The sequence below is a fragment of the Pantoea sp. F_5 genome (assembly GCF_008631595.1).
Taxonomy (GTDB): Bacteria; Pseudomonadota; Gammaproteobacteria; order Enterobacterales; family Enterobacteriaceae; genus Pantoea; species Pantoea gossypiicola.
Genome location: NZ_VWUO01000013.1, coordinates 51,893 through 78,290 on the forward strand (window position 1 = coordinate 51,893; position 26,398 = coordinate 78,290).

20 protein-coding genes and 1 pseudogene are annotated in these 26,398 nt (G+C 51.4%); 11 read left to right on the forward strand and 10 right to left on the reverse strand.

Translation table 11 applies throughout. From position 1 onward, the window contains the following. Positions 1–429 precede the first annotated feature (429 nt). Positions 430–1,227 carry an SDR family oxidoreductase gene (locus tag F3I44_RS17060; RefSeq protein ID WP_197042349.1) on the forward strand — a complete coding sequence of 266 codons (798 nt, stop codon included), beginning with the start codon at positions 430–432 and terminating at the stop codon, positions 1,225–1,227. A 181-nt stretch (positions 1,228–1,408) separates the two neighbouring features. Here the strand turns inward: F3I44_RS17060 and F3I44_RS24320 are convergent, their stop codons facing one another. The 5 genes and pseudogenes from F3I44_RS24320 to F3I44_RS17085 form a co-directional block, all read right to left on the reverse strand. Further along, the gene (locus F3I44_RS24320) at positions 1,409–1,657 is read right to left on the reverse strand and encodes a dienelactone hydrolase family protein (RefSeq protein ID WP_150014321.1); all 249 of its coding nucleotides are present in this window, start codon (positions 1,655–1,657) and stop codon (positions 1,409–1,411) included. Then, positions 1,654–1,809: pseudogene (locus tag F3I44_RS24325) on the reverse strand (dienelactone hydrolase family protein); the annotation flags it as partial. The gene F3I44_RS24320 and the pseudogene F3I44_RS24325, both read right to left, overlap by 4 nt. Positions 1,810–1,971: 162 nt before the next feature. Continuing rightward, positions 1,972–2,811, reverse strand: coding sequence for an SDR family oxidoreductase (locus tag F3I44_RS17075; protein ID WP_150014325.1), 840 nt, complete (start codon positions 2,809–2,811; stop codon positions 1,972–1,974). Further along, positions 2,796–4,010, reverse strand: a complete 1,215-nt coding sequence (locus F3I44_RS17080; RefSeq protein ID WP_150014330.1) for an MFS transporter — start codon at positions 4,008–4,010, stop codon at positions 2,796–2,798. The genes F3I44_RS17075 and F3I44_RS17080 overlap by 16 nt, the downstream gene beginning before the upstream one ends. A 246-nt stretch (positions 4,011–4,256) precedes the next feature. Beyond that, positions 4,257–5,372 (reverse strand): metallophosphoesterase, encoded by a 1,116-nt coding sequence (locus F3I44_RS17085; protein WP_150014332.1) that lies wholly within the window; start codon positions 5,370–5,372, stop codon positions 4,257–4,259. 165 nt (positions 5,373–5,537) lie between these two features. On the opposite strand from F3I44_RS17085, the gene F3I44_RS17090 reads away from it, so the two are divergent. From F3I44_RS17090 to F3I44_RS17100, 3 genes are all read left to right on the forward strand, one after another. Further along, positions 5,538–6,485, forward strand: coding sequence for a LysR family transcriptional regulator (locus F3I44_RS17090; protein ID WP_150014334.1), 948 nt, complete (start codon positions 5,538–5,540; stop codon positions 6,483–6,485). Positions 6,486–7,207: 722 nt separating this feature from the next. Then, positions 7,208–8,437: a zinc metallochaperone GTPase ZigA gene (gene zigA / locus F3I44_RS17095; RefSeq protein ID WP_150014336.1), complete on the forward strand. Its 1,230-nt coding sequence runs from the start codon at positions 7,208–7,210 to the stop codon at positions 8,435–8,437. A 93-nt stretch (positions 8,438–8,530) separates the two neighbouring features. Continuing rightward, entirely contained in the window at positions 8,531–9,709 is a 1,179-nt protein-coding gene (locus F3I44_RS17100; protein ID WP_150014338.1) for an FAD-binding oxidoreductase, read from the forward strand. 3 nt (positions 9,710–9,712) lie between these two features. On the opposite strand, the gene F3I44_RS17105 is transcribed toward F3I44_RS17100, so the two are convergent. After that, entirely contained in the window at positions 9,713–11,083 is a 1,371-nt protein-coding gene (locus F3I44_RS17105; RefSeq protein ID WP_150014340.1) for an aldehyde dehydrogenase family protein, read from the reverse strand. 462 nt (positions 11,084–11,545) lie between these two features. On the opposite strand from F3I44_RS17105, the gene F3I44_RS17110 reads away from it, so the two are divergent. The 3 genes from F3I44_RS17110 (at position 11,546) to F3I44_RS17120 (ending at position 16,208) form a co-directional block, all read left to right on the forward strand. Continuing rightward, positions 11,546–12,475, forward strand: coding sequence for a RepB family plasmid replication initiator protein (locus F3I44_RS17110; RefSeq protein WP_003855845.1), 930 nt, complete (start codon positions 11,546–11,548; stop codon positions 12,473–12,475). A 1,554-nt stretch (positions 12,476–14,029) separates the two neighbouring features. Further along, complete coding sequence (locus tag F3I44_RS17115) at positions 14,030–15,229, forward strand: AAA family ATPase (protein WP_033735792.1); 1,200 nt, start codon at positions 14,030–14,032, stop codon at positions 15,227–15,229. A 7-nt stretch (positions 15,230–15,236) separates the two neighbouring features. Next, positions 15,237–16,208, forward strand: coding sequence for a ParB family protein (locus tag F3I44_RS17120; RefSeq protein WP_150014342.1), 972 nt, complete (start codon positions 15,237–15,239; stop codon positions 16,206–16,208). 1,086 nt (positions 16,209–17,294) lie between these two features. On the opposite strand, the gene F3I44_RS17125 is transcribed toward F3I44_RS17120, so the two are convergent. Genes F3I44_RS17125 through F3I44_RS17140 form a run of 4 tightly spaced genes read right to left on the reverse strand, consistent with a single transcriptional unit; the run spans position 17,295 to position 21,264 of the window. Continuing rightward, positions 17,295–18,305, reverse strand: coding sequence for a transketolase family protein (locus tag F3I44_RS17125; protein WP_150014344.1), 1,011 nt, complete (start codon positions 18,303–18,305; stop codon positions 17,295–17,297). Position 18,306: 1 nt separating this feature from the next. Next, on the reverse strand, positions 18,307–19,149 hold the full coding sequence (locus F3I44_RS17130) for a transketolase (protein ID WP_150014346.1): 843 nt from the start codon (positions 19,147–19,149) through the stop codon (positions 18,307–18,309). Positions 19,150–19,161: 12 nt separating this feature from the next. After that, complete coding sequence (locus F3I44_RS17135; RefSeq protein WP_150014348.1) at positions 19,162–20,460, reverse strand: MFS transporter; 1,299 nt, start codon at positions 20,458–20,460, stop codon at positions 19,162–19,164. Between the two features lie 54 nt (positions 20,461–20,514). Further along, positions 20,515–21,264: an SDR family NAD(P)-dependent oxidoreductase gene (locus F3I44_RS17140; protein ID WP_150014350.1), complete on the reverse strand. Its 750-nt coding sequence runs from the start codon at positions 21,262–21,264 to the stop codon at positions 20,515–20,517. A gap of 197 nt (positions 21,265–21,461) precedes the next feature. Here F3I44_RS17140 and F3I44_RS17145 point away from each other — a divergent pair, with 197 nt between their 5' ends. The 4 genes from F3I44_RS17145 to F3I44_RS17160 all read left to right on the forward strand — a co-directional run bounded on the left by F3I44_RS17145 (position 21,462) and on the right by F3I44_RS17160 (position 26,396). After that, complete coding sequence (locus F3I44_RS17145) at positions 21,462–22,358, forward strand: LysR substrate-binding domain-containing protein (protein WP_150014352.1); 897 nt, start codon at positions 21,462–21,464, stop codon at positions 22,356–22,358. A 205-nt stretch (positions 22,359–22,563) separates the two neighbouring features. Then, a complete protein-coding gene (locus F3I44_RS17150; RefSeq protein ID WP_150014354.1) occupies positions 22,564–24,015 on the forward strand; it encodes a sugar porter family MFS transporter in 1,452 nt (483 codons plus the stop codon). A gap of 302 nt (positions 24,016–24,317) precedes the next feature. After that, positions 24,318–24,878 (forward strand): lipid IV(A) palmitoyltransferase PagP, encoded by a 561-nt coding sequence (gene pagP / locus F3I44_RS17155; RefSeq protein ID WP_150014356.1) that lies wholly within the window; start codon positions 24,318–24,320, stop codon positions 24,876–24,878. 18 nt (positions 24,879–24,896) lie between these two features. Continuing rightward, positions 24,897–26,396 carry a carboxylesterase gene (locus F3I44_RS17160; RefSeq protein WP_150014358.1) on the forward strand — a complete coding sequence of 500 codons (1,500 nt, stop codon included), beginning with the start codon at positions 24,897–24,899 and terminating at the stop codon, positions 26,394–26,396. Positions 26,397–26,398 lie beyond the last annotated feature (2 nt).

Here is a 26,398-nt window from a genome sequence, read left to right on the forward strand (position 1 = left end):
CCGCCTTTTTAGTTAATCTAATCAGCTTGTCTTCATTATGACGCCAGAATAATCCGGGAGCCTGACAGTGCAAGCCTGAAAGCCGTTGCTGCGCCAATGCCCGAAGATGCTCCGGTAATGACGGTGACGGTATCCTTATGTAAGAGCATATATAAATTCTCCTGTAAGTAGTTAAAGATCACCAAATAAAAAACTCAGGATTTCGGCCACTGAGCAGAAATAACCGCTTAATTCTGGCAGGAATTACAGCCAAACCATTTTATCTGGTTCAACGTCGCATTGAATTTCTCTCAATGTGAATATCTTATTGATTTTAAAGTTATTTTTATGACTGCATTTGCAGAATTATTATTTTGGCGACTTTCTGGCTTCACATGCTGATTTTCCCTGCCAGGCTTAAAGTGAAATTTATAAAATAAGGGAAAAGTAATGAGTAAAAAAATGGCTTTGATTACTGGGGCGTCCAATGGGATAGGATTCGAGCTGGCGAAGGTTTTCGCCAGAAATAATTACGATATTATTGCTGTAGCAAGAAATGAAGAAAAGCTAAACGCCGCATGTGATGAGCTCCGTCAGTCCGGCGGCGCTGTGCATGCTTTTTCTGCCGATCTCAGCAGTTATGAAGAGATAGAGTCTCTCAAGAAAAAGGTTAATGAAGGAGAGTATCGCATTGATGCCCTGGTGATTAACGCAGGTCAAGGGCTGGGTGGACGTTTTATTGGTGGTACAGACCTTCAAAAAGAGCTGCAGCTTATTCGGCTAAACGTCGATTCGTACGTGCATATGTCCAAAATTTTTCTGCCAGATATGATTAAGCAAGGCGGTGGACACGTGCTGATGACCTCTTCAGTTTCCGGTACGGCACCCATTCCATTCGAGGCCATTTATGGTGCCTCTAAAGCTTTTGTGAACTCTTTTTTCTGGGCGATCCGTAATGAGCTGAAAGGCTACGGGCTGAATATGACATTGCTGATGCCCGGTGCCACGGAAACTAATTTCTTCAAAAATGCCGGTCAGTCCGATACCACCGTCGGCGCTTCTCAGATAACCAAGCCTGACGAAGTTGCTGAGCGCGCCTGGTACGCACTGATGAGCGGCCACGAATATGTGTATGGTAATGATGAAGCCGAGCATGAAGGCGACGTGCTTAATCGCCTGCAGAGCGAGTCCCAGAAAGCGCAACGGCACCGCATTATTTCTGAACCGGGTTCAGCCAGTAAAAAATAAGGTATTTTGCGGGTAAGTGAAGTTTCCGCCAGCCGGTCTGCGGATCGGCTGACACTCAGGTTACGATAAGAGCCATTAAAGAAAAACTGCATTATGGAAGAGCGATTGCAGGTTACAGAATGCCATTTCATAGCTGAACTGCGCAATCTGATCCAGAGAAACAAAGGGGTCTCTCGCCCCGTTAAGAACCAGGATCTCTCCTTTGATACCCGCCTCTGAAAGCTGGCTTTAGTGTTCTAAGCGTTCCATGGATACAGACAGTAGCGCGCAACGGCGCTCCACTGCGGGCAAGCTCCAGCACACAGTGACCACCGTAACAAAAACCTATAGCTCCGAGCCTGAGCGCATCTGTAAGGGGATTTGCAGCCATAGCCTGAAGTGCAGATTTTATTCCGTTTCGTTCTTCAGCCGTATCTTTGATCGCATTCATCTCAGCTGAAGCTTTTCAGCGGTGGCCGGCAGAAAGCCATATAAATCGGTAACCAGGGCAATATAACCTTCCCGTGCCACCCTTACCGCATGATCTATATTAGACTCAGTAATACCCATCATGTTTGGCGCAAGCACGATTCCCGGGCGAGATTGCGGGCTGTCGGCGTCATAGACGAGAAGGCCACTGAGCCGTGTTTCGCCACAATAATAAAAAGTCTCTTTTTATATGATATACATTTGCTCTTACTTTTTGCCCTCGGATAAGCGCGATCGCCGAACCGGACCAGCGTCCGGCATTACGGTATCCAGAGATTATTTATTCATCCACTGGCTGAATGCGTCTTTCCATTGTGGGTGCCAGCGGGACAACGCAGGCCGGTTTTCAAGTATGTCCTGAAAAGCCCACGCAATACGCTTTTTATCCATTTCCGGGCTGACAGTGTTATCCGGACAGATAATATAAAAATCGCCCTGCTCATAACGCTCCAGAAAGTGTTCGATTACCTGATCCGGCGTCCATGCTTCATCTGGCTTACTGTCTTTATCCGGCTGCATACCCGGAAAGTTCATATCAGTCCAGGTAAAGCCTGGTACCAGCAGGTGCGCGGTTATCCTCTCTCCGGCAATGTTTCTCAGCTCATGCGCCAGCTGTTCAGTCAGCACCTTGAGACCAGCCTTCGCTACGCTGTAAGCCGCGTTTCCGGGTGGGGTAGTGATACCTTCTTTTGAACCCAGATTCACGATAGCCCCCTTTTTGTTCATGCCCAACATGGCGGGTACAAAAAGGTGCTGCACTGTAACCATGGCGAGCAGGTTCGACTCTATCTGAATGCGCCAGTCCGCAGGCGCATCCCACGGACCGCCGCCCTGCTTAATGCCGGCATTATTCATCAGCAGCGCCACTTCGCCGAACTCATTAAAAGTGATGTCCCGCAAGCGCATCAGATCCTGTTCGTTCGTGACGTCCCCTGTGACCAGACGATATTCAGTGTTCAGTGTTTTTGCCCGAGCCGCCAGCGCAGCGCCATCACGGTCAAACAGAATCAGGCGCATACCTTCCTGAGCAAAGCGTCGTGCGGCTGCGGCTCCTATCCCTTTTGCCGCACCGGTAATGACCGCAACGCGGCCTGCCTTAATTACTGATTCGGCCATGAATGACTCCTTCTGGTCATGTGAACTGAGAGAAACATCAGGACAAGGGCAAGGACGCCAAAAGCTGCACCAACCCAGCCCGTTGAAATCCAGGATCCGCCGGACGCGATGGCCAGCCCGCCAAATGCCGCACCCAGCGCATTGGAAATATTAAACGCACTGTGCGTTAGCGATGAGGCAAGTGTCTGTGCGTCACCAGCAATATTCATCATGTGTGACTGGAGTGCAGGTACCAGCGAGAATCCGTTACCCAGTAGAAAAAGCGTAATGAGCGCCGTTACTTTCCAGGGAGACAGCAGCGCGAACAGGGTAAGCATCACCAGATTCCAGAAGAGCATGCCATAAATAGCAGGGATGAGAGCCCTGTCAGCCAGTCTGCCACCAATAATATTTCCCATTACCATGCCGGCACCCCACAACACCAGAATCCATGGAACTGACGACAGTTCAAAGCCACTGATCTCCGTTAGCGCCGGCGTAATAAAACTGTATACAGCAAACATGCCGGCAAAACTGACTGACGCTACGGCAAACGTCATCAGTACCTGTGGGCTGCGCAGGGCGCTCAGCTCTTTCAGGGGGGAGGCTTTGCGATCGGCTGGCACCGCTGGAATAAAAAGCGATACCATAATGCCGGTCAGCACCAGACCGGCAGTGACTACCGAAAATGACATCCGCCATCCCAGCAACTGTCCTGTCCAGGTGACCAACGGTACACCAGCAACATTGGCAACGGCCAGGCCGAGCATGACATAACCGATATAACGCGCTTTTTGTTCTGCCGGCACCATTGAAGCCGCAACAATGGCGGCAACGCCATACCAGGCACCGTGGGGTAGCCCGGCAATGAAGCGCGCTGAGAGCATAGACGGATAGCTCCAGGCTGCAGCGCTGAGGCTGTAGCCGATAAGCGCAATAACCAGCAGCACCAGCAGCAGCGCTTTTCGTGGCAAGCGAGCAGTCATTAAAGCGATAGCCGGTGCGCCAATGACCACACCTGCAGCATAGGCACTTATATAGGCTCCGGCAGCAGGAACTGACACACCGGTTCCTTTAGCAAGGTCAGGAAGCTGACTCATCGGGGCAAATTCACCGGTTCCAATACACAGTCCACCGGCACCAAGGGCAAGCATGGCAGGGAGCAGGCCAGAAGGGGCTTTAACCTGATTCTGCCTGCCGCTGTAAGTATGTTCGGTCATAACCTGAGCGTCTCCAGAATCTGAAAGATTGTCACTGCAGGTAGTCAGGAATCCTGAAAGGGAACCGCCGCTCTCTGAAGAGCAGCGATCCTCAGCCAAAAGGGCTGATGTTATCTCTGTTAGCGGTTAAGCTCAGAAAATGCAGTGATATAGTTGAAACAAAATAAACTATAACTCAGCATCAGGCTGTGATTGTTGAAAGAGATACCGTGAGATATTGAATTAATCTCAACGATAATAACCCTGTTACTGTGCGCGTAAAGTGATGAAAGTAATTTCAGAAGGCTTTCCCAGTCGCAGCGGGAATCCGTTCCATAGTCCGGCACCATTGCTGACGTAAAGTGCCATATCCCCGACCTGATAGAGGCCTGACACAAAGCCGTTATTCGCTGATGCTGCTACTGCATCAAGTCCGCTAATCATGCCGCCGTGAGTATGGCCTGAAAGCTGAAGGCTTACGCCGGTAATCGCGCTGTTTGCAGCAGAACCTGGCCGATGATCCAGCAGGATTACCATTCCCTTTACAGACCCTCCGTTCAATGCTTTCATCAGGTCAGGTCCCTCACCGCCATATTCAGGCGCTACTTCATCAGTTACTCCAGCCAGAACAATTGAGGCACCATCTTTAGACAGACGGACATTTGTGTTATTCAGGAAATGCAGCCCAAGCCGTGTGTATTCTTCAGTCCAGGCAGCAGCATTGAAGTAATATTCATGATTACCGGTAATGGCATATACCCCATAAGGCGCCTTCAAAGAGGACAGTGAGGATACATCAGCCCGGCGGTCCCTGACCGTTCCGTCCGCTATATCACCCGTAACTACAATCAGATCAGGATGAAGCGCATTGGTCTTATCCATCACGCTCTGCATCCATGAATGAGGCAGGAGGCGGCTGGCATGCAGATCGGTCAGTTGCACGATGGTAAAGCCGTCAAATTCACTCGGCAGTTTCCGGAGCGTAAGTTCTGAACGTTGTACAACAGGCGTTTTTATGGCGTTATGCACACCCACTGCGGCAAGCAGACATGAAGCGACCAGCATTAGCATTCTTCCACCCGCTCTGCCTGTAACGGAACGGTGCAAAAAGACCCGACAAAAAATAAAACAGATGTCCTGAAGCAGCAGCATGAGAGCTAAAAATATAACGCTACCAAAAATCCATCCAAGAACGATCATGATCAGTTGGGGCAGTTCGGGAGAAAACATCGTGCCAAAGGCGAGACGGCTCAATAAATGAAATTCACATACGACCACTGCAAAGAGGCCCAGTGAAAGCTGAATTTTATTACTGAATTTCAGCTTTTTTATAAAGCGCAGGTATACATACACTGCCGGAAGCAGCGTCCATACGTGAAACATCCTTTGATCTCCAGACTGGAATGCAACCGTCCGACTGTCAAAGAGACATTGTACTGGTTGCATAAAATTTGTGAATTTAACTAAACTTAACACTTTTAACAAAGGGTTATGTTTAGTGTCCTGCAAAGGGGCGTTGAGTTTTGCTCATGTATAGAAGGCACATTTATGTCAGTCACACCTACTCCTCGTCTTTCACGTAGCGATCTGGCGGATTTAAATGCTTTTCGCGTTGTTGAACGATTACGCAGCTTCACCAAAGCTGCCGTTGAGCTTGGGATCACCACCTCTGCTCTCAGCCACGCAGTCCGTAATCTTGAAACACGCCTTGGTGTTCGGTTGCTGAACCGTACGAGCCGGACGGTTGCTCCGACCGAAGCGGGTGCAAGCCTGGCCTTGCGGCTGGATGCAGGCTTTCGTGAGATAGGAGACGCTTTAGATGAAATTAACCGGATGCGGGATCGGCCAGTCGGGCGGTTACGACTGAACGTCCTGAGCGACGGGGCAAGGTTAATTATGGCTCGTCACCTGCCGAAATTTCTGAGTCAGTATCCGGAAGTTGAAGTAGAAATCAGCGTTGATGATCGAATGGTAGATATTGTTTCTGAGGGGTTTGATGCTGGCATTCGTTTTGGCGGGACAGTTCCGGAGGATTTAGTTGCCGTCAAACTGGGCCCTGAGTTGAAATGGGTTGCCGTCGCGTCTCCGCGTTACCTCTATCATCGTCCCCTTCCCGCCACGCCGGATGATTTGCGCGCTCACTCCTGTATTCAGCTGCGAACGGGCCAGGGGATAATTTATAAATGGGAATTCAGCAAGGGGGATGATTATCGTGCAATCGATGTCCCAGGACAGATTTGTGTCAGTGAGACAGCGTTAGCCATTGAGCTTGCCCTTGCCGGAACTGGCATTGCGTATTGTCTGGAAAACCGGGTATCACATTATATCCAGGAAGGTAGTTTGCGGATCGTGTTGCCTGACTGGGCACCTACAGAACCGGCTATGCATCTGTATTACCCTGGACACCGACGCATTCCTCAAGGGCTAAGAGAGCTCATTGATATGCTGCGAGAAGAAATTTCGGCTGAAAGCCGCAGCAATGAGGGGCGGCCATAAATCTAACTATTCAGGACTTCTTATCAGATCACGACATATGTTGTCGCAGAAGTCGGAAGAGCTGGCATGTTCAGTTTAATAATGTCCGCTTATGGCACAAAGCGGACATTCATTTTGGCCAATCATTTGGTGCTCGAAGTTCACTTAAATTCCGAGTAATACATAGCTAGCCCATGAATGCCGCTTTAGCGGCATGGAGACGCCTGATGTCGTTGAGGATAACACTGAGGTTAAACGGCGCCGTACGCCCGGCGTAGCCGGTTACAGACGTATAAATTCTGCCATTCCATACTCTTCATTGAACAGCCTAAACCAGTTTTCAGCAATGAATGAGGTCAGGTAACCCCTCTAACCCCGGGAAGCGGGCTTCACGGCGCTGGCGACTGAAGGGCGTGATTTCCGGGGCCTTAGCTTGCTGCTGACGCTTAGGGGAATGTTCATTAAACTTTCAACGATGGCCTTGGAAATTAATACGGTAGCTGCTGAATTACCAGCTCAGCAGACCGGTAACGATATCGCCCTCCTGCCAGCGTATCGTAGAGGTTTTCTCGCCGCGTCTGACGACGGACATCAGACGGGGACCAGTGTAAGTTGCTGCATTTCCTCTCCTTTCTTTAAACCCACTTTGAGAACTGCCACAAAACCAGAAATCCGGATTGAAAACAGTGTTATTAATGTTATGTTATAACATAATTATTTAACTTCATCTGACAGGTAACAGTATGACACTCTCTTCTCAGACATCTGGCGATCCACGTCTGCCGGTTGCGGTTCTCTCTGGTTTTCTGGGTGCCGGTAAAACCACGCTGCTCAATCATATTCTGAATAACCGTGAAGGACGGCGCATCGCAGTCATCGTCAATGACATGTCTGAAATTAATATTGATGCGGCTCTGGTGCGTAATGGCGGTGCCCAACTGTCCCGCACTGATGAAAAGCTGGTCGAGATGAGTAACGGCTGCATCTGCTGCACGCTGCGTGAAGATCTGCTGCTGGAGGTGAAACGTCTGGCGCTGGCTGGTCGCTTCGACCATCTGGTCATTGAATCGACCGGCATTTCTGAACCGCTGCCGGTGGCTGAAACTTTTACCTTTGAAGACGAAGCGGGTGAAAGCCTTTCAGCTTATGCCCGGCTGGATAGCATGATTACCGTGGTGGATGGCTTCAACTTCCTGCGCGATTACCGTTCAGTCGATGATCTTCAGTCTCGCGGCGAGTCGCTGGGCGAGCAGGATGAGCGATCGGTGGTTGATCTGCTGGTAGATCAGATTGAGTTCTGTGATTTGCTGGTGCTGAACAAAACGGATCTGCTCAGCCCGACGGAGCTGCATCAGCTGCAGGGCATGCTGCGTGCACTCAATCCACACGCTCGCATTGTAAACAGCGAGTTCGGGCAGGTTCCGCTGGACTGTCTGCTGAATACCGGCCGGTTTGATTTTGACCGGGCAGCACAGGCACCTGGCTGGCTGCAGACCCTGCGGGGCGAGCATCAGCCGGAATCGGAGGAGTATGGGATTCGCAGCGTTGTCTATCGCGCCCGTCGCCCTTTTCATCCCCAGCGTTTCTGGGAGGTTGTAAACCACCAGCTCGACGGCGTGATTCGCTCAAAAGGTTACTTCTGGCTGGCCACCCGACCCGAATTTGCGGCGATCTGGTCGCAGGCGGGCGCGGTGGCTCGTCAGGGTTACGCCGGGCGCTGGTGGGTCAGCGTGCCGCGAGACAACTGGCCACAGGATGCAGACTCACTCAACTTCATCGCTGAGCAGTGGCAGGAAGGCATCGGTGATGCGCGTCAGGAGCTGGTGTTTATCGGCATAGATATGGATGAGCAGCACATCATTGCCGCACTGGATCACGCACTGCTGACACCTCATGAGATGGCTGCAGGGCCAGAACACTGGATTACGCTGGACGATCCACTGCCTGCCTGGTTTGATGAGATAACTGCCTGACGCAACGGTTGACCGCACACTGTCGCTCCGCAATAGTAAAACGTCCCGGCGGGTGCCCATCACCCGCTGATTTCTGTTCAGGAGAAGCCGGATATGCCACAACGTATAGCTGTTATCGGTGCAGGCGTGCTGGGTTTAGCCGTCGCGCAGTCATTGTCCCGCCGGGGCGCACAAGTCACTGTCTTCGACAAAAGCTTGCCTGGCAGTGGCACCAGCCAGATCAGCTACGCCTGGGTCAATGCTAACGGCAAAGAACCCGGCCATTATCATGAACTCAACGCCCAGGCGATAAACGAGCACAAGCGATGGCAGGCGAGCCACCCTGCATTGCCCCGCTGGCTGCTTGAAACCGGCTCGCTGGAGTGGGCAGCCGATGAGTCATCCCTGCGCCAGCTGGCGCAGCGTGCAGCAAAGCTTGCTACGCTGGATTACCCCGTTGAGAAGCGTAGCCGCGCTGCGCTACTGGGCACCCTGCCCGGACTACGGCTCGATCCCCGCATTCAGCATGCGTGGTTTTTCCCTTCGGAGTGCCTGCTCCATCCCAGCCTGTTCATCGCTTCTCTGCTTGCCGACCTGCGCGCCAGTGGCGGGCAGCTGGTCTGCAACAATGAGGTAACCACACTGACTGAATCGGGTCGGGATGTGCATCTGACGCTGGCCAGTGGTGATGAGTGGCACGGGGATCAGCTGGTGCTGGCAACCGGTCGCTGGGCACCTGAGCTGATCAGCCAGTGTGGACTTGAACTGGCGATGACCGATGCGAACCGTGCCGATCCTGTTGCCTGCAGTTTTCTGGCGCAGACACAGCCTTTGCCGATTCTGCTTAACTGCAATCTCATTACCCCGGAACTGAATGTGCGGCCGGATGGCGGAGGACGCCTGATGCTGCAGGCTCTGGATCTTGACCAGCATGCCGATCCGTCACGCCCCGCTTCTCCGGAGGGGCTGACTGGCAAAGAGATGCTGCGTCGGTTGCGTCGGCTGTTTAACAATGCGGAAGGGGCGAGGATTGAGCGGATTGAAACGGGACAGCGATCGCGCCCGGCAGATGGATTACCCGCACTGGGCTACATCAGTGACTCAGCACGCGTTTATCTGATGGTCAGCCATAGTGGCATGACCCTTGCGCCCTTACTGGGCAGACTGGTGGCTGAGGAGATGCTGAGCGGTACACCTTCACCGATGCTGAGTGGGTTTGCCCCGCATCGGTTGCTGCGTCCGCTCAGTGAGGTCGCTAAAACTGCACCCGCCTATCTTCCGGCAGCGCAGTAAATACTAGCGGCGATTTTTCCACAGGGTCTGCACGTTACAGAATTCGTGCACACCAAAGTGGGACAGTTCACGACCATAACCGCTTTTCTTCACGCCGCCGATGGTCACCCGCGGATCGGACGCGCCGTTGCCATTAATAAACACGGCACCGACTTCCAGCTGCAGCGCCAGCCGATCGGCAGTTTCTTCGTTACCGCTCCAGACAGTAGCACTGAGGCCAAATTCGCTGTCGTTAGCGATCTCCAGCGCATGCTGAGGATCCCGTGCTACGGCAATGGCCGCGACCGGACCAAACAGCTCCTGCCTGAACGCGGTCATGGTGCTGGTAACGTCAGCGAGAATGGTTGGCGCATAGTAGTTACCCTGCCCTGCCACCTTCTCACCACCCAGCACCAGACGCGCACCTTCACTAAGGGTCGCTTTTACCTGTCCGTCGAGCTCGTCGCGCAGATCGGCGCGTGCCATCGGGCCCAGGAAGGTGTTTTCATCCAGCGGATCGCCCATTTTCAGTGCCTGTACCGCTGCTGTGAAGCGCTTTTCAAACTCTTCCGCGATGGGGGCTTCCACAATAAAGCGTTTGGTCGCCATGCAGACCTGCCCGGTATTCTGGAAACGTCCGATTACGGCTGATTTCACTGCTTCATCGAGATCGGCATCAGCCAGCACGATAAAGGGATCGGATCCGCCCAGCTCCAGCACTGTTTTCTTGAGCGCTGCACCTGCCTGTGCCGCGATTGCTGCACCCGCCCGTACGCTGCCGGTAACCGCGACGGCAGCAATGCGGTCATCTTTAATCGCTACCGAAACACCGTCGTTGTCGACATTAATCAGGTTAAAGCCACCCGCAGGCAGATCGGTTGCTGTGAACAGCTCAGCCATCAGTGTGGCGCTTCCCATGACGTTTGGCGCGTGTTTCAACAGATAGGTGTTACCTGCCAGCAATATGCTGACTGCGCCCCGCAGAACCTGCCACAGGGGGAAATTCCATGGCATGACCGCCAGGATCACCCCAATGGGACGGAATCGCTGCCATGCGTCAGTAATCTGAGTGGGCTGATCGGCCAGCATCGCCGGGCCATGTTCTGCATACCAGTCGCACAAATTTGCGCATTTCAGTACTTCCGCGCGAGCCTGTGCAATGGGTTTACCCATTTCCAGCGTAATCATGCGTGAAAGATCCTGTTCTCTCAGACGGATCTGTTCACCGAGCTGACGCAATACGCGCACCCGGTCACTCATACTGCTGTGCTGCCATGCTGCAAAAGCAGAAGCGCTTTCTGTCAGAGTCTGTTCCAGTTCGGTGCTGTTCTGCAGAGGATAGCGTGCCAGAATGTCACCTGTTGCAGGGTTTCGTGATAGAGCATATTCAGTCATGGTGCTGTCTTCCTCATTCGTTCAGTGATAGAGAAACGATACGCGCTGTAGTTAATGATGAAAAATGAATAATAGTGAGGAAGTTCGTTATCGATTGAGAATATCGGAATTGCAAAAGCAGTATTCTGGAAGTCTGAAGGGTTTGCGGAGATGATGCTATTGCGGCACCTGTCCGTGTGTCTGAAAATGATACCTGCCAGTCAGTTATCCACTTATACACTGACTCGATCCTAAAAAACGATCCTTAATAGATCATAGAGAGATCCTAAGAGATCCCCGATCGTCGCAGGCCGCACCCCGTAAGGGCTCAAAGGGTGATCGCGTTCACTATAATCAGTAAAGTGTTCACTGTAATCAGTACTTTATTCACTGTACCAGGTAGAATGTTCACTGTAAACAGTGCTAATGTTCACTGTAGTCAGAAAACGATCCTTTTCATCCACAGAATGAAGATCTTACGCCATGGCAGATAAAGACAACGAAAACAAAGCGTTACTTGAACCTTTTCTGTCAGTGACCAAAAACAGTGGTGAAGTTATTCAGCTTCATCCCAACAAGAATAATACTGTTCAGCCGGTAGCATTGATGCGTCTTGGACTGTTTGTGCCGACGCTGAAATCAACCGCGCGGGGTAAATCCGGCGCTATGGCATCAACGGATGCGACGAAAGAGCTGAAGAATCTGACGCTGGTGAAGGCGGAAGGCTACGAAAAGATTACCATTACCGGCGCACGGCTGGATATGGATAACGATTTCAAAACCTGGGCAGGTATTATTCAGTCCTTTTCGCGTTATCCGACCAAAGGCGATACCGTTACACTGCCGTTTATCGATTTTGTGAAGATGTGCGGCATTCCCTCTGCCAACTCGTCTGCCGCACTACGTAAGCGTCTTGATGCTTCTCTGCGTCGCATTGCAACTAACACGCTCTCCTTTGAAGGCAACGGCAAGGCGTATCATACCCACCTTGTCCAGTCTGCGTATTACGACCGCGAAAAAGATATTGTGCGGATTCAGGCCGACCCCAAACTATTTGAACTCTACAACTTCGATCACAAGGTGCTGCTTCAGCTTCGTGCAATATCCCGCCTTAAGCGTAAAGAGTCTGCACAGGCGCTCTATACCTTCCTTGAAAGCCTTCCGACCAATCCGGCACCGATATCGCTGGCACGCCTGCGTATGCGCCTCAATCTCGGCTCAAAGACCACCACGCAGAACCATGTGGTGCGGCGTGCGATGGAGCAACTGAAGGAAATTGGTTATCTGGATTATTCAGAAGTGAAACGTGGCCGCTCAGTCTTTTTCATTATCCATAGCCGAACACCTAAGCTTGATGGCATCGGTAATCTGGAGAGCATCGATTCACTGGATGAAATTGAGTTTGAGGATTAACTCCTTAGGTTCACTGTAATCAGTATTTTTGCGTGGCAGTGTCACTTTTTCGTTGCCGGTGACATTGCATCCTTCATCTCTCATTCACTGTAATCAGTACTTACCCTCTATTCACTGCAATCAGTAACGTTCACTGTAATCAGTAAACGGGGCACGTTTTTGTATCATACTTTCCTCCCCTCTTTTGCTGTCGTTCCATGCCATAAGGCTTATAAAGTAAGTTTGTGCTTACAAACTAATTGACAAGCGCCTTCGGACATTGGCTTTGCTGATTACAGTGAACGTTCTGATTCAGGCAGGTCAGCGCCTCTCTCTGATGATTCTCGTTGAGCACTTTACTGATTACAGTGAATGTCAGCGCTCACGTTCATCACGGCTGACGTGCGTCCTGTATGGAGGCGCTTTAACTCATCACTACTGCCAGCGTGACACTGTTACTGATTACAGTGAATGTTTGCCTGTTGGCATCGTCATAGCACCGGCGTGCAGCGAATTCCCCTGTCCGTTACTGATTACAGTGAACGTTGTAGCAAGAAGCTACCTTCACCACGATGATCCTCAGGAATGCTGCTTTACTGATTACAGTGAATGCTATGCTGAATACAGTGAATGATAGCTCAAATTTGACGCAACGCTTTGCCGCTTCTACTGTTTATAGTGAATATTGGAGGGAAAGCAGTAATGACATAACTGATGTTCAGGGGGGATGTCTGTCGGCCCGAGCGTTGTCAGAATCGAATTGATATCTCTCTTCGTATCACAGCTTTTCTGTCTTCAATTTCGATCGAACTTAACCAGCGCTTCTGCTGATTACAGTGAATGTTCCGATAGCAAGACTCCTCATTTACTGACTATAGTGAATATTCGCTATCCCCTCGTTACTGATTACAGTGAACGTCATTGGGCTGACCTGTTCATTTATGCCGATTCATTCTGGCTCCCAAACTCTGGTTGCCTGTTGTCTCATCAGCTTCTGATGGTTTTATGAACCAGATAGGATTTGTCGGCTCCTTACTACTGACTACAGTGAACGGTTATTCAATTCAGCTTCCTGTCCTGCTATCTGATTAGCGAGTTTACTGATTACAGTGAACGTGACTACTGCCTGGGTATTGGGACATGACATTACTGATTACAGTGAACGTTAAGCTCACTCAGCGCCAGGTATCAACCCCGCTTACTCGCACAGGCTTTCAGATTAGGGTTTGTTTTCTGCACCACTACCTTAAGTTCCTCCGGTAATTCATCTGATAGAGAACTGACCTTACTGATTACAGTGAACGTTAAGACTCATCTTCGCGCTTAGAACAATCCATTTCACCCTGCTCTCTCTGCGGATCGATTTCTGCTGATTACAGTGAATGTTTTGCTGATTACAGTGAACGCTGTTCATCTTTGAACTGGAAAAGTAGCAGGGCAGAAGTAATTGTGTGATGAACCTCACCAAAACCCGTGCTGTTACCTAAAAGTGAAGATTAAGTTGAAAAGATAACTTATTGCCTCACGTGCAGGAATTCTGTATAAAGTCACAAATCCTACATGTTTGGAGCAACGATGGCTAACGACGACAAGCAGGTGATGAAGGTTGCACAGCGTTCTGAACGCATGCTGCTGAGCCTCACCGACCAGATTCAGGCGCAGAAGCAGGAACTGCATGAAAATACGTACTACCAGGTTTATGCCAAAGCGGCGTTAGCAAAGTTGCCCAAACTGACAAGAGCCAGTGTTGATTACGCTGTAAATGAGATGGAAGAGAGCGGTTATCAGTTTGATAAACGCGCGGCCGGATCTTCCGTTAAATATGCGATGTCGATTCAGAACATTATCGATATCTATCATCATCGAGGCGTGCCGAAATATCGCGATCGCCACAGTGATGCCTACACTATTTTCGTGGGTAATCTGAAGGGTGGCGTGTCTAAAACGGTTTCTACCGTTTCGCTGGCTCATGCACTTCGTGCCCATCCTCATCTGCTGTTTGAAGATTTGCGAATTCTGGTGATTGACCTTGATCCACAGTCCTCAGCAACCATGTTTTTAAACCATGAACGTTCAGTAGGGCTGGTGGAAGCGACAGCGGCACAGGCAATGCTCCAGAATGTCACCCGTGATGAGCTGGTGAACGAATTTATCGTTCCGTCGATTATTCCGGGTGTCGATGTGCTGCCTGCCTCGATTGATGACGCCTTTATCGCCTCAAGCTGGGACCAGCTTTGCGCAGAGCATCTGCCGCAGCAGAATGTTCATGCCGTGCTGTATGACAACGTCATTGCTAAACTGAAGAAAGATTATGACTTTATCTTTATCGACAGTGGCCCGCATCTTGATGCTTTCCTGAAGAACGCCATTGCGGCCTCTGATCTGCTGATGACGCCTGTACCACCGGCTCAGGTCGACTTTCATTCCACGCTCAAATACCTGACGCGTCTGCCGGAACTGATTGCGATTATCGAGGATTCCGGCGCCACCTGTCGCCTGCAGGGCAACATTGGCTTTATGTCTAAGCTATCGAATAAAGCCGACCACAAGCTCTGTCATAGCCTGGCAAAAGAAATATTTGGTGGTGACATGCTTGATGCTGCCCTTCCCCGCCTTGATGGTTTCGAACGTTGCGGCGAATCCTTTGATACGGTCATCTCCGCGAATCCTTCGACTTACGTCGGCAGCAGTGAAGCATTGAAAAATGCAAGATCCGCCGCAGAGGACTTTGCAAAAGCCGTCTTTGACCGTATCGAATTTATTCGCCTGAACTGAGGTTTTTATGAGCGCAAAAAGAATCACGATTGGCCGAACCTTCAGCCAGACCCCGCTGGAAAATGAGACACCGGATAGTCAGCACAATCAGACATTCGTTCTGGCTACGGGCAAGCGCGCCCTGTTTCGTTTTGAACGCATTGCCGCCAGTGAAGTTGAAAACAAGACATTCGTGACAATGGAAACCAATGGGCGCGACCAGGCGGGGCTGACACCCGATTCACTGCGCGATATTATCCGCACCATTAAGCTTCAGCAGTTCTTCCCGGCGATTGGCGTAATGCGCGATGACCGCATTGAGATTCTTGACGGCTCACGTCGGCGTGCGGCTGCGCTTTACTGCAAAACCGGGCTGGACGTGCTGGTCACTGATGCCGCTATTAGTGCCGATGAGGCCCGCAGACTGGCGCAGGATATTCAGACGGCCCGCGAACATAATCTGCGGGAAGTAGGAATGCGCCTGCTGGCGTTAAAAGATGGTGGGCTTTCGCAAAAAGAGATCGCTGAGAATCAGGGATTATCGCAGGCGAAGGTCACCCGTGCTCTTCAGGCAGCCAGCGTTCCGTCCGATTTGATCTCACTTTTCCCTAATCACGCTGAGCTGACTTATCCGGATTATAAAGCGCTGTTACAGGCGGCTGACAAATTAAGTGAATCCGGCCAAAGCATTGAAGCTCTGATTAGTTCTATCTCGCGGGAGATAGATGTGGTTTGCGCCCGCGAAGGGCTTGCCGAGGATGAGCTGAAAAATCACATTTTGCGTCTGATTCGACAGGGTAGCCAGACATTGATTAAAGAGCCTGAGAAAGATAAAACACAGGCGACTGCGCTCTGGTCTTTTGCTGATAAAGATCGTTTTGCACGTAAGAAGGTACGTGGTCGGATGTTCAGCTATGAATTTAACCGGCAGTCGAAAGAGTTGCAGGAAGAGCTGGATAAAGTCATTGCTGAGACCCTGAAAAAATATCTCAATCGTTAATGTACACGCATCCAAAGAAGCCAGCGTCTGACGCTGGCTTTTTTTATTACATAATTAACTGAAGACGCTTAGAAGATACGTAAAACAAAATTTCAGGCTGAAATCGCCAGGTTTTCAATGATATTATTAGACCTAAGATGCTGAATTTATTAATATTATATGGGGTGTTATTTGATTTAATTCCTGTGAAATCGCCATTCCTCCGGAACATTTCGCCAGCGTTCTCGGCTGCCTTTGAATGCATGAATTGTCTGTAAGGGCAAAAGCGGATTCAAATTCTGCTGTCACTTCTTGAGGGTTTTGATACTGCCTGTCTGCATTCAGCGATCACAAATTGCAAGTAAAGATTTTCAGGTGCTGGTTCATTAGTAACCAGTTACTTTTCACCAGACCTCAGTTCCTGCACAAATGCTTTATATCGGCTAATGCTTTCTTTGAGACTCCTTTTACAGCTAAGCTATCCGCCAGCGAAATTTATCGCTTAAGTTACTGTTTATACTGTAAAAATACGGTGAATTTCAGCCTGAAATCGCCATGCGTCCTGCTAAAAATCATCCTGGTTACGACATATAACTGCGTTATAGAGATCTTAATTGCAGGGCAGCCTGCTAACAGCAAAGGCATCTTCCAGGAGTGAAAAAAGATACTCAGAAAATATCCCTCACTTATCCACAGAAAAAGTGGATAACTTTTGCATCTGACAAAAACTATTTTTCTGCTGATGCGAACGACATGAGCTGGACTGTGAAGGTGCCAGTGATCTGAAATCGGCTACTTCAGACAGATTCACTGTATTGAGTAAAGCAGATGAAAGAATGTACTCAACGGTAGAAAACGATAATCGAGCCACTCAGGAAAGGGATATAACTGACGGGAAAGCTGTTTACAGTCAAGGGGAGTTAAAGAGGATTATCGATATAGATAAACGGCTGGCGGACTCATCAGAATCTGTTGATGCGCAGCCAGCGTTGAGCACGGCTATCGTTACGTTGTCTGCAGAATGCGTATGAGGGAGGCGATAGCAGCATAGCTATCGGGTGCGCAAAAAGCGATATAAAACCGGGCCTGGCCCGGTTTTGTTATGAATCAGGCTTCAAGCCAGGCTGTTATTTGCCTGACCATCACATCGGTAGAGATGCCATAACGGTCATGCAACGTCGGTAAAGCGCCTGCAGCCAGGAATGCGTCCGGCAGGGCAATCTGCTTAAAGCGTGGCGTCACACGGTTCCGCATTAGCAGGCCCGCAATTGCCTCGCCTAACCCGCCCGTGATTGAATGATTCTCTGCTGTGATAACCAGTTGGTTATGATGCAGCGCTTCCCCTGCCTCTCGCAGGATAGTCTCTTCATCCAGAGGCTTAATCACTGGAGAGTGAACCACACCAACCTCAATGCCCTGCTTTTCCAGCACTTCAGCGGTTTCAAGTGCCCGCATGGTCATTAATCCGCTACTGATAATAACTGCATCTTTGCCCGCTCGCAGACGCTGGGCCTTACCGTGCTGATAGCGATAATCATATTTATCCAGTACCAGCGGAACCTTACCGCGCAGCAGGCGCAGGTAAACCGGCCCCTGATGTTCGGCAATCGCCGGGATGACCTGGCTAATCTCCAGTGCATCGCAGGGATCGATGATTGTCAGGTTTGGCATACCGCGAAAAATTGCCAGATCATCAGTCGCCTGATGGCTTGGCCCATAACCGGTGGTCAGGCCCGGCAGCGCACAGGCAATTTTGACGTTCAGATTCTCTTCGGCGATGGCCATGCAGATAAAATCATAGGCGCGACGGGAAGCAAATACGGCATAGGTGGTGACAAAAGGCATAAAGCCCTCGCGCGCCATTCCCGCTGCGGCACTCATCAATAACTGTTCTGCCATTCCCATCTGGTAAAAGCGCTGTGGAAAAGCCTCCGCAAACAGATGCAGGTCGGTATATTTACTCAAATCTGCCGTCAGACCGACCACATCGGATCGCTTCTCTGCCAGTGACACCAGAGCATGCCCGAAGGGGGCAGAAACCGTGGGCTGACCCTCAGCAGCAATCGAGGCGATCATGGCGGAAGTGGTCAGACGTTTTTTTTGCGGTTGTGAACTCATATCATACTCCTTGCTCAAGTGCGGTCAGGGCTTTGTCCCACTCATCGGCATCAACACGGATGAAATGGGTTTTCTCACGGCTCTCAAGAAACGGCACGCCTTTACCCATTCGGGTATCGCAGATGATGACGCGCGGTTGCGGTTCAGGCCAGCTGCGTGCTGCGTCAAAGGCATTCTGCAAAGCAGCAATATCGTTGCCATCAACGCGCTGGGTATACCAGCCAAAAGCCTGCCAGCGATCCACTATCGGTTCGAACGCGAGAATCTCGCTGCTGTGACCGTCAGCCTGCTGATTGTTGACGTCAATAATGGCGATCAGGTTATCAAGCTGCCAGTGTGAGGCTGACATGGCCGCTTCCCATGTTGAACCTTCATTCAGCTCGCCGTCAGAAAGCAGGTTATAGATTCGCGCCTGGGAGCCTTTCTGCTTTAGCCCCAGACAGGCACCCACGGCTATACCCAGTCCCTGACCTAATGAACCCCCGGTGATCTCCATGCCTGGGGTGTAGGCGGCCATGCCGGACATCGGCAGGCGGCTCTCATCGGTGCCATAGGTTTCCCGTTCCTCTTCCGGTATGACGCCCGCTTCCAGCAGCGCAGCATAAAGCGCGATAGCGTAGTGCCCAATCGACAGGTAGAAGCGATCGCGCTCTTCCCACTCAGGCTCATCGGCGCGGTAATTCATGGCGTGAAAATAGCTGACAGCGAGTAAATCAGCTGCACCCAGTGCCTGACCGATATAGCCCTGTCCCTGTATCTGCCCCATTAATAAGGCATGACGGCGAATATTCATGGCACGCTGCGGTAATGAGAGCGTGTGTGAACTGTGATGAGAGTCAGTCATATAACCTCCAGATTAACGATTAACATCCGCAGCCCGAATGCGCAGTACGCATAGCGCACCACCCAGCAGAACGGCAGCAATAAAATACATTCCCGACGCGGGGGAACCGGTTGCCGTGGTGATTGAACCAATCAGCCACGGCGAGAAAAAACCGGCCAGATTGGCAATGCAGTTCACCGCAGCGATGCCTGCGGCAGCTGAGACGCCACCCAGCAGGTTGGTCGGTAGCATCCAGAACAGTGATGAGGCGGAAAGAATGCCCGCAGCGGCAATACAGAGGGAGAGCAGTGACAGGGAAACGTTATGGCTGAGCAGCGTTGCCAGCGTGAGTCCCGAAAGGCCGATCAGCATCGGAACAATCAGATGCCAGCGACGTTCACGATGACGATCGCCACTGCGTCCAGCCAATAGCATAAAGATAATGGCGCACAGGTAAGGCAGACTGGTCAGTAATCCGATATGCAGAGGCTCGCTGACGCCTGAATTTCTTACCAGCGTCGGTAGCCAGAACGTTAATGCATACTGGCCCATCACCACACAGAAATAAATCAGCGCCAGCAGCCACAGACGACGGTCAGCAACAAAGGCTTTCACCGTGCCATGACAGGCTTTCTGCTGATTATCTTCGTCGAGGTCGGCACGCACCTGGCGTTTCTCATCGTCATCCAGCCACTCTGCCTGCTCCACCCGATCCTTGAGAACCAGCAGCACTACGAATCCCATAACAAGGGTAGGGATAGCTTCCAGCACAAACATCCATTGCCAGCCCGCCCATCCGTGAAAGCCTGCGAAGGTCGCCATGATCCAGCCAGAGAGCGGACCGCCAATCATCCCGGAAAGTGGAATCGCGACAAACCACAGAACCGTCATGCGAGCGCGACGGTGAGAGGGAAACCAGTAGGTCAGGTAGAGCAGTAAACCGGGTGCAAGTCCGGCCTCTGCCACACCAAGCAGAAAGCGCAGCAGGTAGAACTGCCATGCAGTTTCAACAAAGGCAAAAAGAGCTGAGATAACACCCCAGGTAATCATAATGCGGGCAATCCAGCGGCGTGCACCGACCCGATGCAGAATCAGATTACTGGGCACTTCAAAAAAGAAGTAACCGATGAAAAAGATCCCGGCACCCAGTCCGTAGACCGTTTCGCTGAGTGACAAATCATCCATCATCTGTAATTTTGCGAAGCCAACGTTCACACGATCAAGATAAGCGCAGAGATAACAGAGCATCAGCCAGGGCATCAGTCGCCAGGCAATTTTGCGATAGGTGATATCGCGCGCAGCAGAGGTTGCGCTCAGATTAAGCGTGGTCATGGTGTTCACTCCCGAAGTTAGCCCGCAAGGTGTGCGGGCAGGGCAGGGCGCTGATTAATGGATCAGCATGCCACCGTTCACATCCAGCGTGATGCCGGTGAGATAACCGGAGAGATCGCTGGCGAGGAAGAGTGCCGCATTAGCGACATCGCTGGCGGTTCCGAGGCGGCCGAGAGGTATGCCATCGAGAATGGCATGGCGGCGTTCATCCTGTAACAGGCCTCCGGTGATATCGGTCTGGATAAGACCGGGCGTCAGGGCATTGATACGAATCTGGTCCGGACCGAACTCGCGTGCCATGGCTTTTGTCAGGCCCAGCACGCCTGCTTTCGCCGCACTGTAGTGCGGGCCGCCGAAAATGCCACCGCCACGCTGAGCTGATACCGATGACAGACAGACAATGCTGCCGCTTTTTTGCTGCTGCATCGTCGGGATAACCGCCTGAGACATCAGCAGAGTACCGCGCAGATTGACATCCAGAATGCGGTTGTAATCTTCGATGCCAATTTCCAGTGTTTTAACCGGCTGAGTGATCCCGGCATTGTTGACCAGCACGTCAATACGGCCGTAGTGCTCAAGTACCTGATCGATAGCACGATGAACAGAAAGCGGATCGGTGACATCGGTGGCCAGGCCGAGATGCCCGTCGCCACACGATTGCGCGCTGGCCTGAGCAGCCTGTAAATCTAAATCGAGTATCACCACGCGTGCGCCATGCTGAGCAAAGCAGGCGGCTGTGGCTCGTCCAATGCCGCGCTGAGAAGCGGCACCTGTGATAATCGCAACTTTGTTTTCAAGTAACATTGTCCACTCCAGAAGAATAATTATTAGTGGTTCGGTATCGCTACCGGTAGGGTCACGATCAGAATTGATAAAGCGCATAATATTGGCAATGCAGTAAAATTCATTTGATGCTGAATGAATTTGTTGGTTTGATGCAGTTAACAAATCTGCGATTTAAAAATGGGCACACATCACAGAATTTCAGTGTGGAGAGGCGGATGGAAAAGCAGTCGGAGCACTTACCTTCAATTAAATCACTGCAGGTTTTTGAGCAGGTGGCCCATTTTGGTAATGTCGCGCGGGCGGCAGAAGAATTAAATATTACCCCCTCGGCAGCCAGTCATCAGCTGGCTAAACTGGAGCGGGAACTGGGCTGTATTCTGTTTAATCGTTCGGCAAAAGGCGTAGCGTTAACGCTGTCAGGCGAACATTACCTCAGGGAGATTGGCCCGATACTGCTGGGCCTGGCGCAGGCCACGGCGCGCATCAGTAATGAGAAAGCGCGCAGTAACCTCCGGATCCACTGCGCACCCAGCTTCGGTCTGCTCTGGCTGTTGCCACGCATCCATAAATTCCGCAACAGCTATCCGGATTTTCAGCTTACTCTCTCCTGCTCATATGAAAATCTCTCTTTTAGCCGGGACAATATTGATATTGCGATACGTCACGGCTTCCCGGACTGGAACGCATTTGAGATTAAAACTATCCGCCATGAAAAAATGTCGGTGCTGGCCTCGCCAGCATATCTGAAACAGCACCCTGTCAGTCAGGCTGCGGATTTAATGCATCACGCGCTGATATTATCCGAGTCACCGCTCATTCAATGGCCGCAGTGGTTTGCGTCGCAGCAACTACCTCAGCCGGATAAGGAGTGGTTATTTCGTTTTGATCGCTCTTATATGAGTCTTGAAGCAGCAATGTTAGGACACGGTCTTATTTTTGAGAGTGAATTGCTGGCAGAGGATTATCTGCGCAGCGGGAAACTGGTCAGAGTGCTGACTGAGCAGCATAGCCTGCCCGTCAGCGCCCACCATCTGGTCTTTCCGCGTGGATTTGCACAATTTCCTCGTGTTGCACATTTCCTGAGCTGGATACAGGAAGAACTCAGAACGTAAAGCTGATGTTAAAATAAATGCCGGCCCGTCACTATGACGGAGGGTTATTTCTGCGGGTAATTATTCACACCATTAAAGTCGCATTCCCAAAGCTAACGTTTAAATACCGTCTACACTTCTTTACCCAATCGGTAAATATGTTCCCTTTCTATTCCGTATGAAATTTAATCAAACGGATGTTTAACTTATTAATGGCAGGAATATTATGAGTACAAATACACCAGACGCTGGGGAAGCGGGCGATCACGCGCCTGCGGATACGGTACGCCAGCGCATTTTTTTAGTGGTGCTGGTTGCCACCATGGGCGCGCTGGCTTTTGGCTATGACACCGGGATTATCTCGGGTGCATTACCTTACATGACTTCACCACCCGACCAGGGGGGGCTTGGACTTAACTCATTTACGGAAGGGCTGGTTGCCTCTTCGCTGGTGTTCGGTGCCGCTATCGGCTCTTTCCTCAGTGGTTTCTTTTCGGATCGTTTTGGCCGTCGTATTACCCTTCGCACCCTGGCGGTCATTTTTGTTCTGGGTTCGCTCGGTACGGCACTGGCACCTTCCGTCAATGTGATGGTAGCCATGCGTTTCCTGCTGGGAATAGCTGTCGGCGGTGGCTCTTCAACCGTGCCCGTGTTTATTGCCGAAATTGCCGGGCCACGTCTTCGCGCACCGCTGGTGAGCCGCAATGAGCTGATGATTGTCACCGGACAGCTCATCGCCTATGTCGCCAGTACGCTGCTGAGCTATCTGCTGCACGATGAGCATTTGTGGCGCTATATGCTGGCCATTGCAATGGTGCCTGGTTTTCTTCTTTTTATTGGCACCTTCTTCGTTCCGGCTTCACCACACTGGCTGGTGGCAGAAGGGCGTCTGAAAGAGGCAAAGAAGATTCTGAAGTATCTGCGTGAAACGCCGCGTGAAGTGCGTCATGAGATGGCGCAGATGAAGAAGCAGGCAAAGGCAGCAGAACGCGGGCCGGATGCGAAAACCCTGATTCGCGAGAAATGGGTTATCCGCCTGATGATTATTGGTGTCGGACTCGGCTTTGTCGCGCAGTTTACTGGCGTTAACGGCTTCATGTATTACACGCCGATCATCCTGAAGTCGACCGGTCTGGGCACCAGCGCCTCCATTGCCGCGACTATCGGTAACGGTGTGGTTTCTGTTCTGGCGACCTTTGTCGGTATCTGGGCGATTAGCCGTTTCCCGCGTCGTACCATGCTTATCACCGGTCTGTGTCTGGTGATTACGGCACAGATCCTGCTGGGCAGCGTCATGACCTTTATGAGTTCGAGCCTGATGCAGAGTTATCTCGCCCTGGGCTGTATTCTGCTGTTCCTGTTCTGCATGCAGATGTGCATCTCGCCGGTCTACTGGCTGATGATGTCCGAGCTGTTCCCGATGCAGCTGCGTGGCGTGTTAACCGGTGGCGCTGTTTCACTTCAGTGGATTTTCAATGCTGTGGTCGCATTCGGCTTTCCACCGATCATGGAGTATGCCGGCAGCACTACCTTCTTTATCTTTGCCGCGATTAACGTTGGCTCGCTAATCTTCGTGATGGCGATGGTGCCCGAGACGCGCGGTAAAAGTCTGGAAGAGATTGAGTCACACATGAAAGAGAAGTTTGGTGAAAAGCCGAAGGAGGCTGAAGCCTGTTAACACCTCTACCGGATTCGGCCCGTCGGCTGAATCCGGTTTCTCTCCCTTCTCTGCCCCCTTGCGTCGTATCACTTTCTGTCAGATAAGCCGTTTCATTCACTGTAATCAGCACGATTTTGCGGAAGGGTTTCCGGACATGCCTGGCGATTTCAGGCTGAAATCGCCAGAATCCGGCCTAACCCTCCGCTGTCGCTGACGATTGAAACAGTCGTTTAAGCGAACCATGACCGCTGACAAAGATTGAATCTGACTCTGCGCTATACTCCTTTTTCATCTGCTCCGCATGCTGACCGGGATGCACCATGAACATATCAAACTCTGTGACAGTGGCTGCTGCTCTGCTGATTGCCACGCCATTGCATGCTGAAAATGCGCCGGTTTCGTCCTGGTGGAATGGATTCACTGACGATGTTGCACAGACCTGGAAGACGCCTCAGCACACCGATCTCTACCTGCCGTTTATTAGCTGGCACGCTCGCTTTATGTATGACAAAGAAAAAACCGATAACTATAACGAGAATCCCTGGGGCGGTGGTCTGGGCGTTTCCCGCTATAGCGATAGCGGCAACTGGAGTGCGCTTTATGCGATGGCGTTTAAAGATTCGCACAATGAGTGGCAGCCCATTATCGGTTATGGCTGGGAGAAGGGATGGTATCCAGGACCCGGTCAGGACTTCCGGCTCGGTGCCGGATTAACAGCGGGTATCACTGCGCGTGAAGACTTTGGAAACTATATTCCGCTGCCAATTATTTTGCCGCTGTTCTCTGCTGGTTACAAAGCGGTGAATGTCCAGTTCACTTACATTCCCGGTACCTACAATAACGGCAATGTGCTGTTCGCGTGGTTTCGCTTTGCCTTTTAATTTTTCAGGAAAGGATTTATGACCCGGAAGTTTAAAACTGCCACGCGCAGACTCTGGCGTTCAATGATTGTCGTAGGTTTGGTGTTACTGCTGCTATTAATCATTCGCATCTATGAGGCGGAACGTGGTCCGGAATTACATCGCTGGCATACCTGGATCCCACATGAGCTGACAGTTGAACAGCTCGATAAAGCCGGTTACGCCGATTATCTTAACGCCGAAAATCATCTGTTTGATGAGATGAAGCAGCAGGTCACTGAAAAACTGGATGCGGATGAGAAAACCCCGCTCAACCGATATTTCTCCGGCAGCATGATCTATCCGGGCCATTTTGCGCAGGACTGGAACCGTTCCTATATTCTGCGTCCGGCGGGCACGCCCCGTGGTGCAGTCGTTTTACTGCATGGTCTGACCGACAGTCCCTACAGTCTGCGTCATATCGCAGAAACCTATCGCCAGCAGGGTTATGTGGCCGTAGCGATCAGGTTACCGGGGCACGGCACGGTGCCTGCTGGCCTGACTGATGTGGACTGGCAGGACTGGATGGCGGCTACACGCTTAGCGGTGCGCGAAGCAACCCGTCTGGCGGGCACCCGGACACCGCTGCATCTGGTAGGATTCTCTAACGGCGGGGCGCTGGCGGTAAAATATGCGCTCGACAGCCTGGGCGACGCCACGTTGCGTCGTCCGCAGCAGCTGATTCTGTTATCGCCGATGATCGGTGTCACCCGTTTTGCACGGTTTGCCGGGATTGCCGGACTGCCCTCTGTTTTTCCGGCCTTCTCGAAAACAGCCTGGCTGAATATCGTGCCGGAGTTTAATCCGTTTAAATATAACTCTTTTCCGGTGCACGCTGCCCGGCAGACCTATCTGCTGACGCAGGCGCTACAGAAAGAGATCCAGCACTACGCACGTAATCAGCAGTTGTCCGGCTTCCCGCCAGTACTGACCTTTCAGTCGGTCATGGACTCTACCGTCAGCACGCCGTCGGTGATTCGCTTGTTATACAATTATCTTCCAGAAAACGGCAGTGAGCTGGTGCTGTTCGATATCAATCAGGCCGTCAGCGTCAGCCCGTTATTCCGTCACTCCTCTTACACGGCAGTGAATCAGCTCTTACCCGCGGCCCGTCGGCATTATTCTTCCACAGTGATCACCAATGCTGCCGCCACGTCGCTGGAAATGGTGACTAAAAGCGTGCCTGCCGGTGAGATTATGGAGCGAATCCAGCCACTGGAAATCAACTATCCGGCCGGTCTTTACTCGCTCTCGCACGTGGCGATCCCGTTCCCGGCTGAGGATGGTCTCTACGGCAGTGCACCTGCGAAGAAGAATGAGTTTGGTATCAGTTTTGGTACGTTGTCACTGCGCGGCGAGAGTGCGGTGCTGATTGTGGGACTGGACTCAATTATGCGCGCGACTTCTAACCCGTTTTACCCCTACATGATTAACCGAATCGATCACCACATCGGTTGCAGTGATAAGCCGCAACTGGCGACCTGCCTCAGCAGTTTCTGAAT

Bases quoted from the DNA above. Each gene is read 5' to 3' on its own strand.
- F3I44_RS17125 (WP_150014344.1), bottom strand. From the start codon at position 18,305: ATGAGTTCACAACCGCAAAAAAAACGTCTGACCACTTCCGCCATGATC.
- F3I44_RS17075 (WP_150014325.1), bottom strand. From the start codon at position 2,811: ATGGCCGAATCAGTAATTAAGGCAGGCCGCGTTGCGGTCATTACCGGT.
- zigA (WP_150014336.1), top strand. From the start codon at position 7,208: ATGACACTCTCTTCTCAGACATCTGGCGATCCACGTCTGCCGGTTGCG.
- F3I44_RS17110 (WP_003855845.1), top strand. From the start codon at position 11,546: ATGGCAGATAAAGACAACGAAAACAAAGCGTTACTTGAACCTTTTCTG.
- F3I44_RS17145 (WP_150014352.1), top strand. From the start codon at position 21,462: ATGGAAAAGCAGTCGGAGCACTTACCTTCAATTAAATCACTGCAGGTT.
- F3I44_RS17100 (WP_150014338.1), top strand. From the start codon at position 8,531: ATGCCACAACGTATAGCTGTTATCGGTGCAGGCGTGCTGGGTTTAGCC.
- F3I44_RS17120 (WP_150014342.1), top strand. From the start codon at position 15,237: ATGAGCGCAAAAAGAATCACGATTGGCCGAACCTTCAGCCAGACCCCG.
- F3I44_RS17080 (WP_150014330.1), bottom strand. From the start codon at position 4,010: ATGACCGAACATACTTACAGCGGCAGGCAGAATCAGGTTAAAGCCCCT.
- pagP (WP_150014356.1), top strand. From the start codon at position 24,318: ATGAACATATCAAACTCTGTGACAGTGGCTGCTGCTCTGCTGATTGCC.
- F3I44_RS17135 (WP_150014348.1), bottom strand. From the start codon at position 20,460: ATGACCACGCTTAATCTGAGCGCAACCTCTGCTGCGCGCGATATCACC.
- F3I44_RS17115 (WP_033735792.1), top strand. From the start codon at position 14,030: ATGGCTAACGACGACAAGCAGGTGATGAAGGTTGCACAGCGTTCTGAA.
- F3I44_RS17105 (WP_150014340.1), bottom strand. From the start codon at position 11,083: ATGACTGAATATGCTCTATCACGAAACCCTGCAACAGGTGACATTCTG.
- F3I44_RS17160 (WP_150014358.1), top strand. From the start codon at position 24,897: ATGACCCGGAAGTTTAAAACTGCCACGCGCAGACTCTGGCGTTCAATG.
- F3I44_RS17090 (WP_150014334.1), top strand. From the start codon at position 5,538: ATGTCAGTCACACCTACTCCTCGTCTTTCACGTAGCGATCTGGCGGAT.
- F3I44_RS17140 (WP_150014350.1), bottom strand. From the start codon at position 21,264: ATGTTACTTGAAAACAAAGTTGCGATTATCACAGGTGCCGCTTCTCAG.
- F3I44_RS17150 (WP_150014354.1), top strand. From the start codon at position 22,564: ATGAGTACAAATACACCAGACGCTGGGGAAGCGGGCGATCACGCGCCT.
- F3I44_RS17085 (WP_150014332.1), bottom strand. From the start codon at position 5,372: ATGTTTCACGTATGGACGCTGCTTCCGGCAGTGTATGTATACCTGCGC.
- F3I44_RS17130 (WP_150014346.1), bottom strand. From the start codon at position 19,149: ATGACTGACTCTCATCACAGTTCACACACGCTCTCATTACCGCAGCGT.
- F3I44_RS24320 (WP_150014321.1), bottom strand. From the start codon at position 1,657: ATGAATGCGATCAAAGATACGGCTGAAGAACGAAACGGAATAAAATCT.
- F3I44_RS17060 (WP_197042349.1), top strand. From the start codon at position 430: ATGAGTAAAAAAATGGCTTTGATTACTGGGGCGTCCAATGGGATAGGA.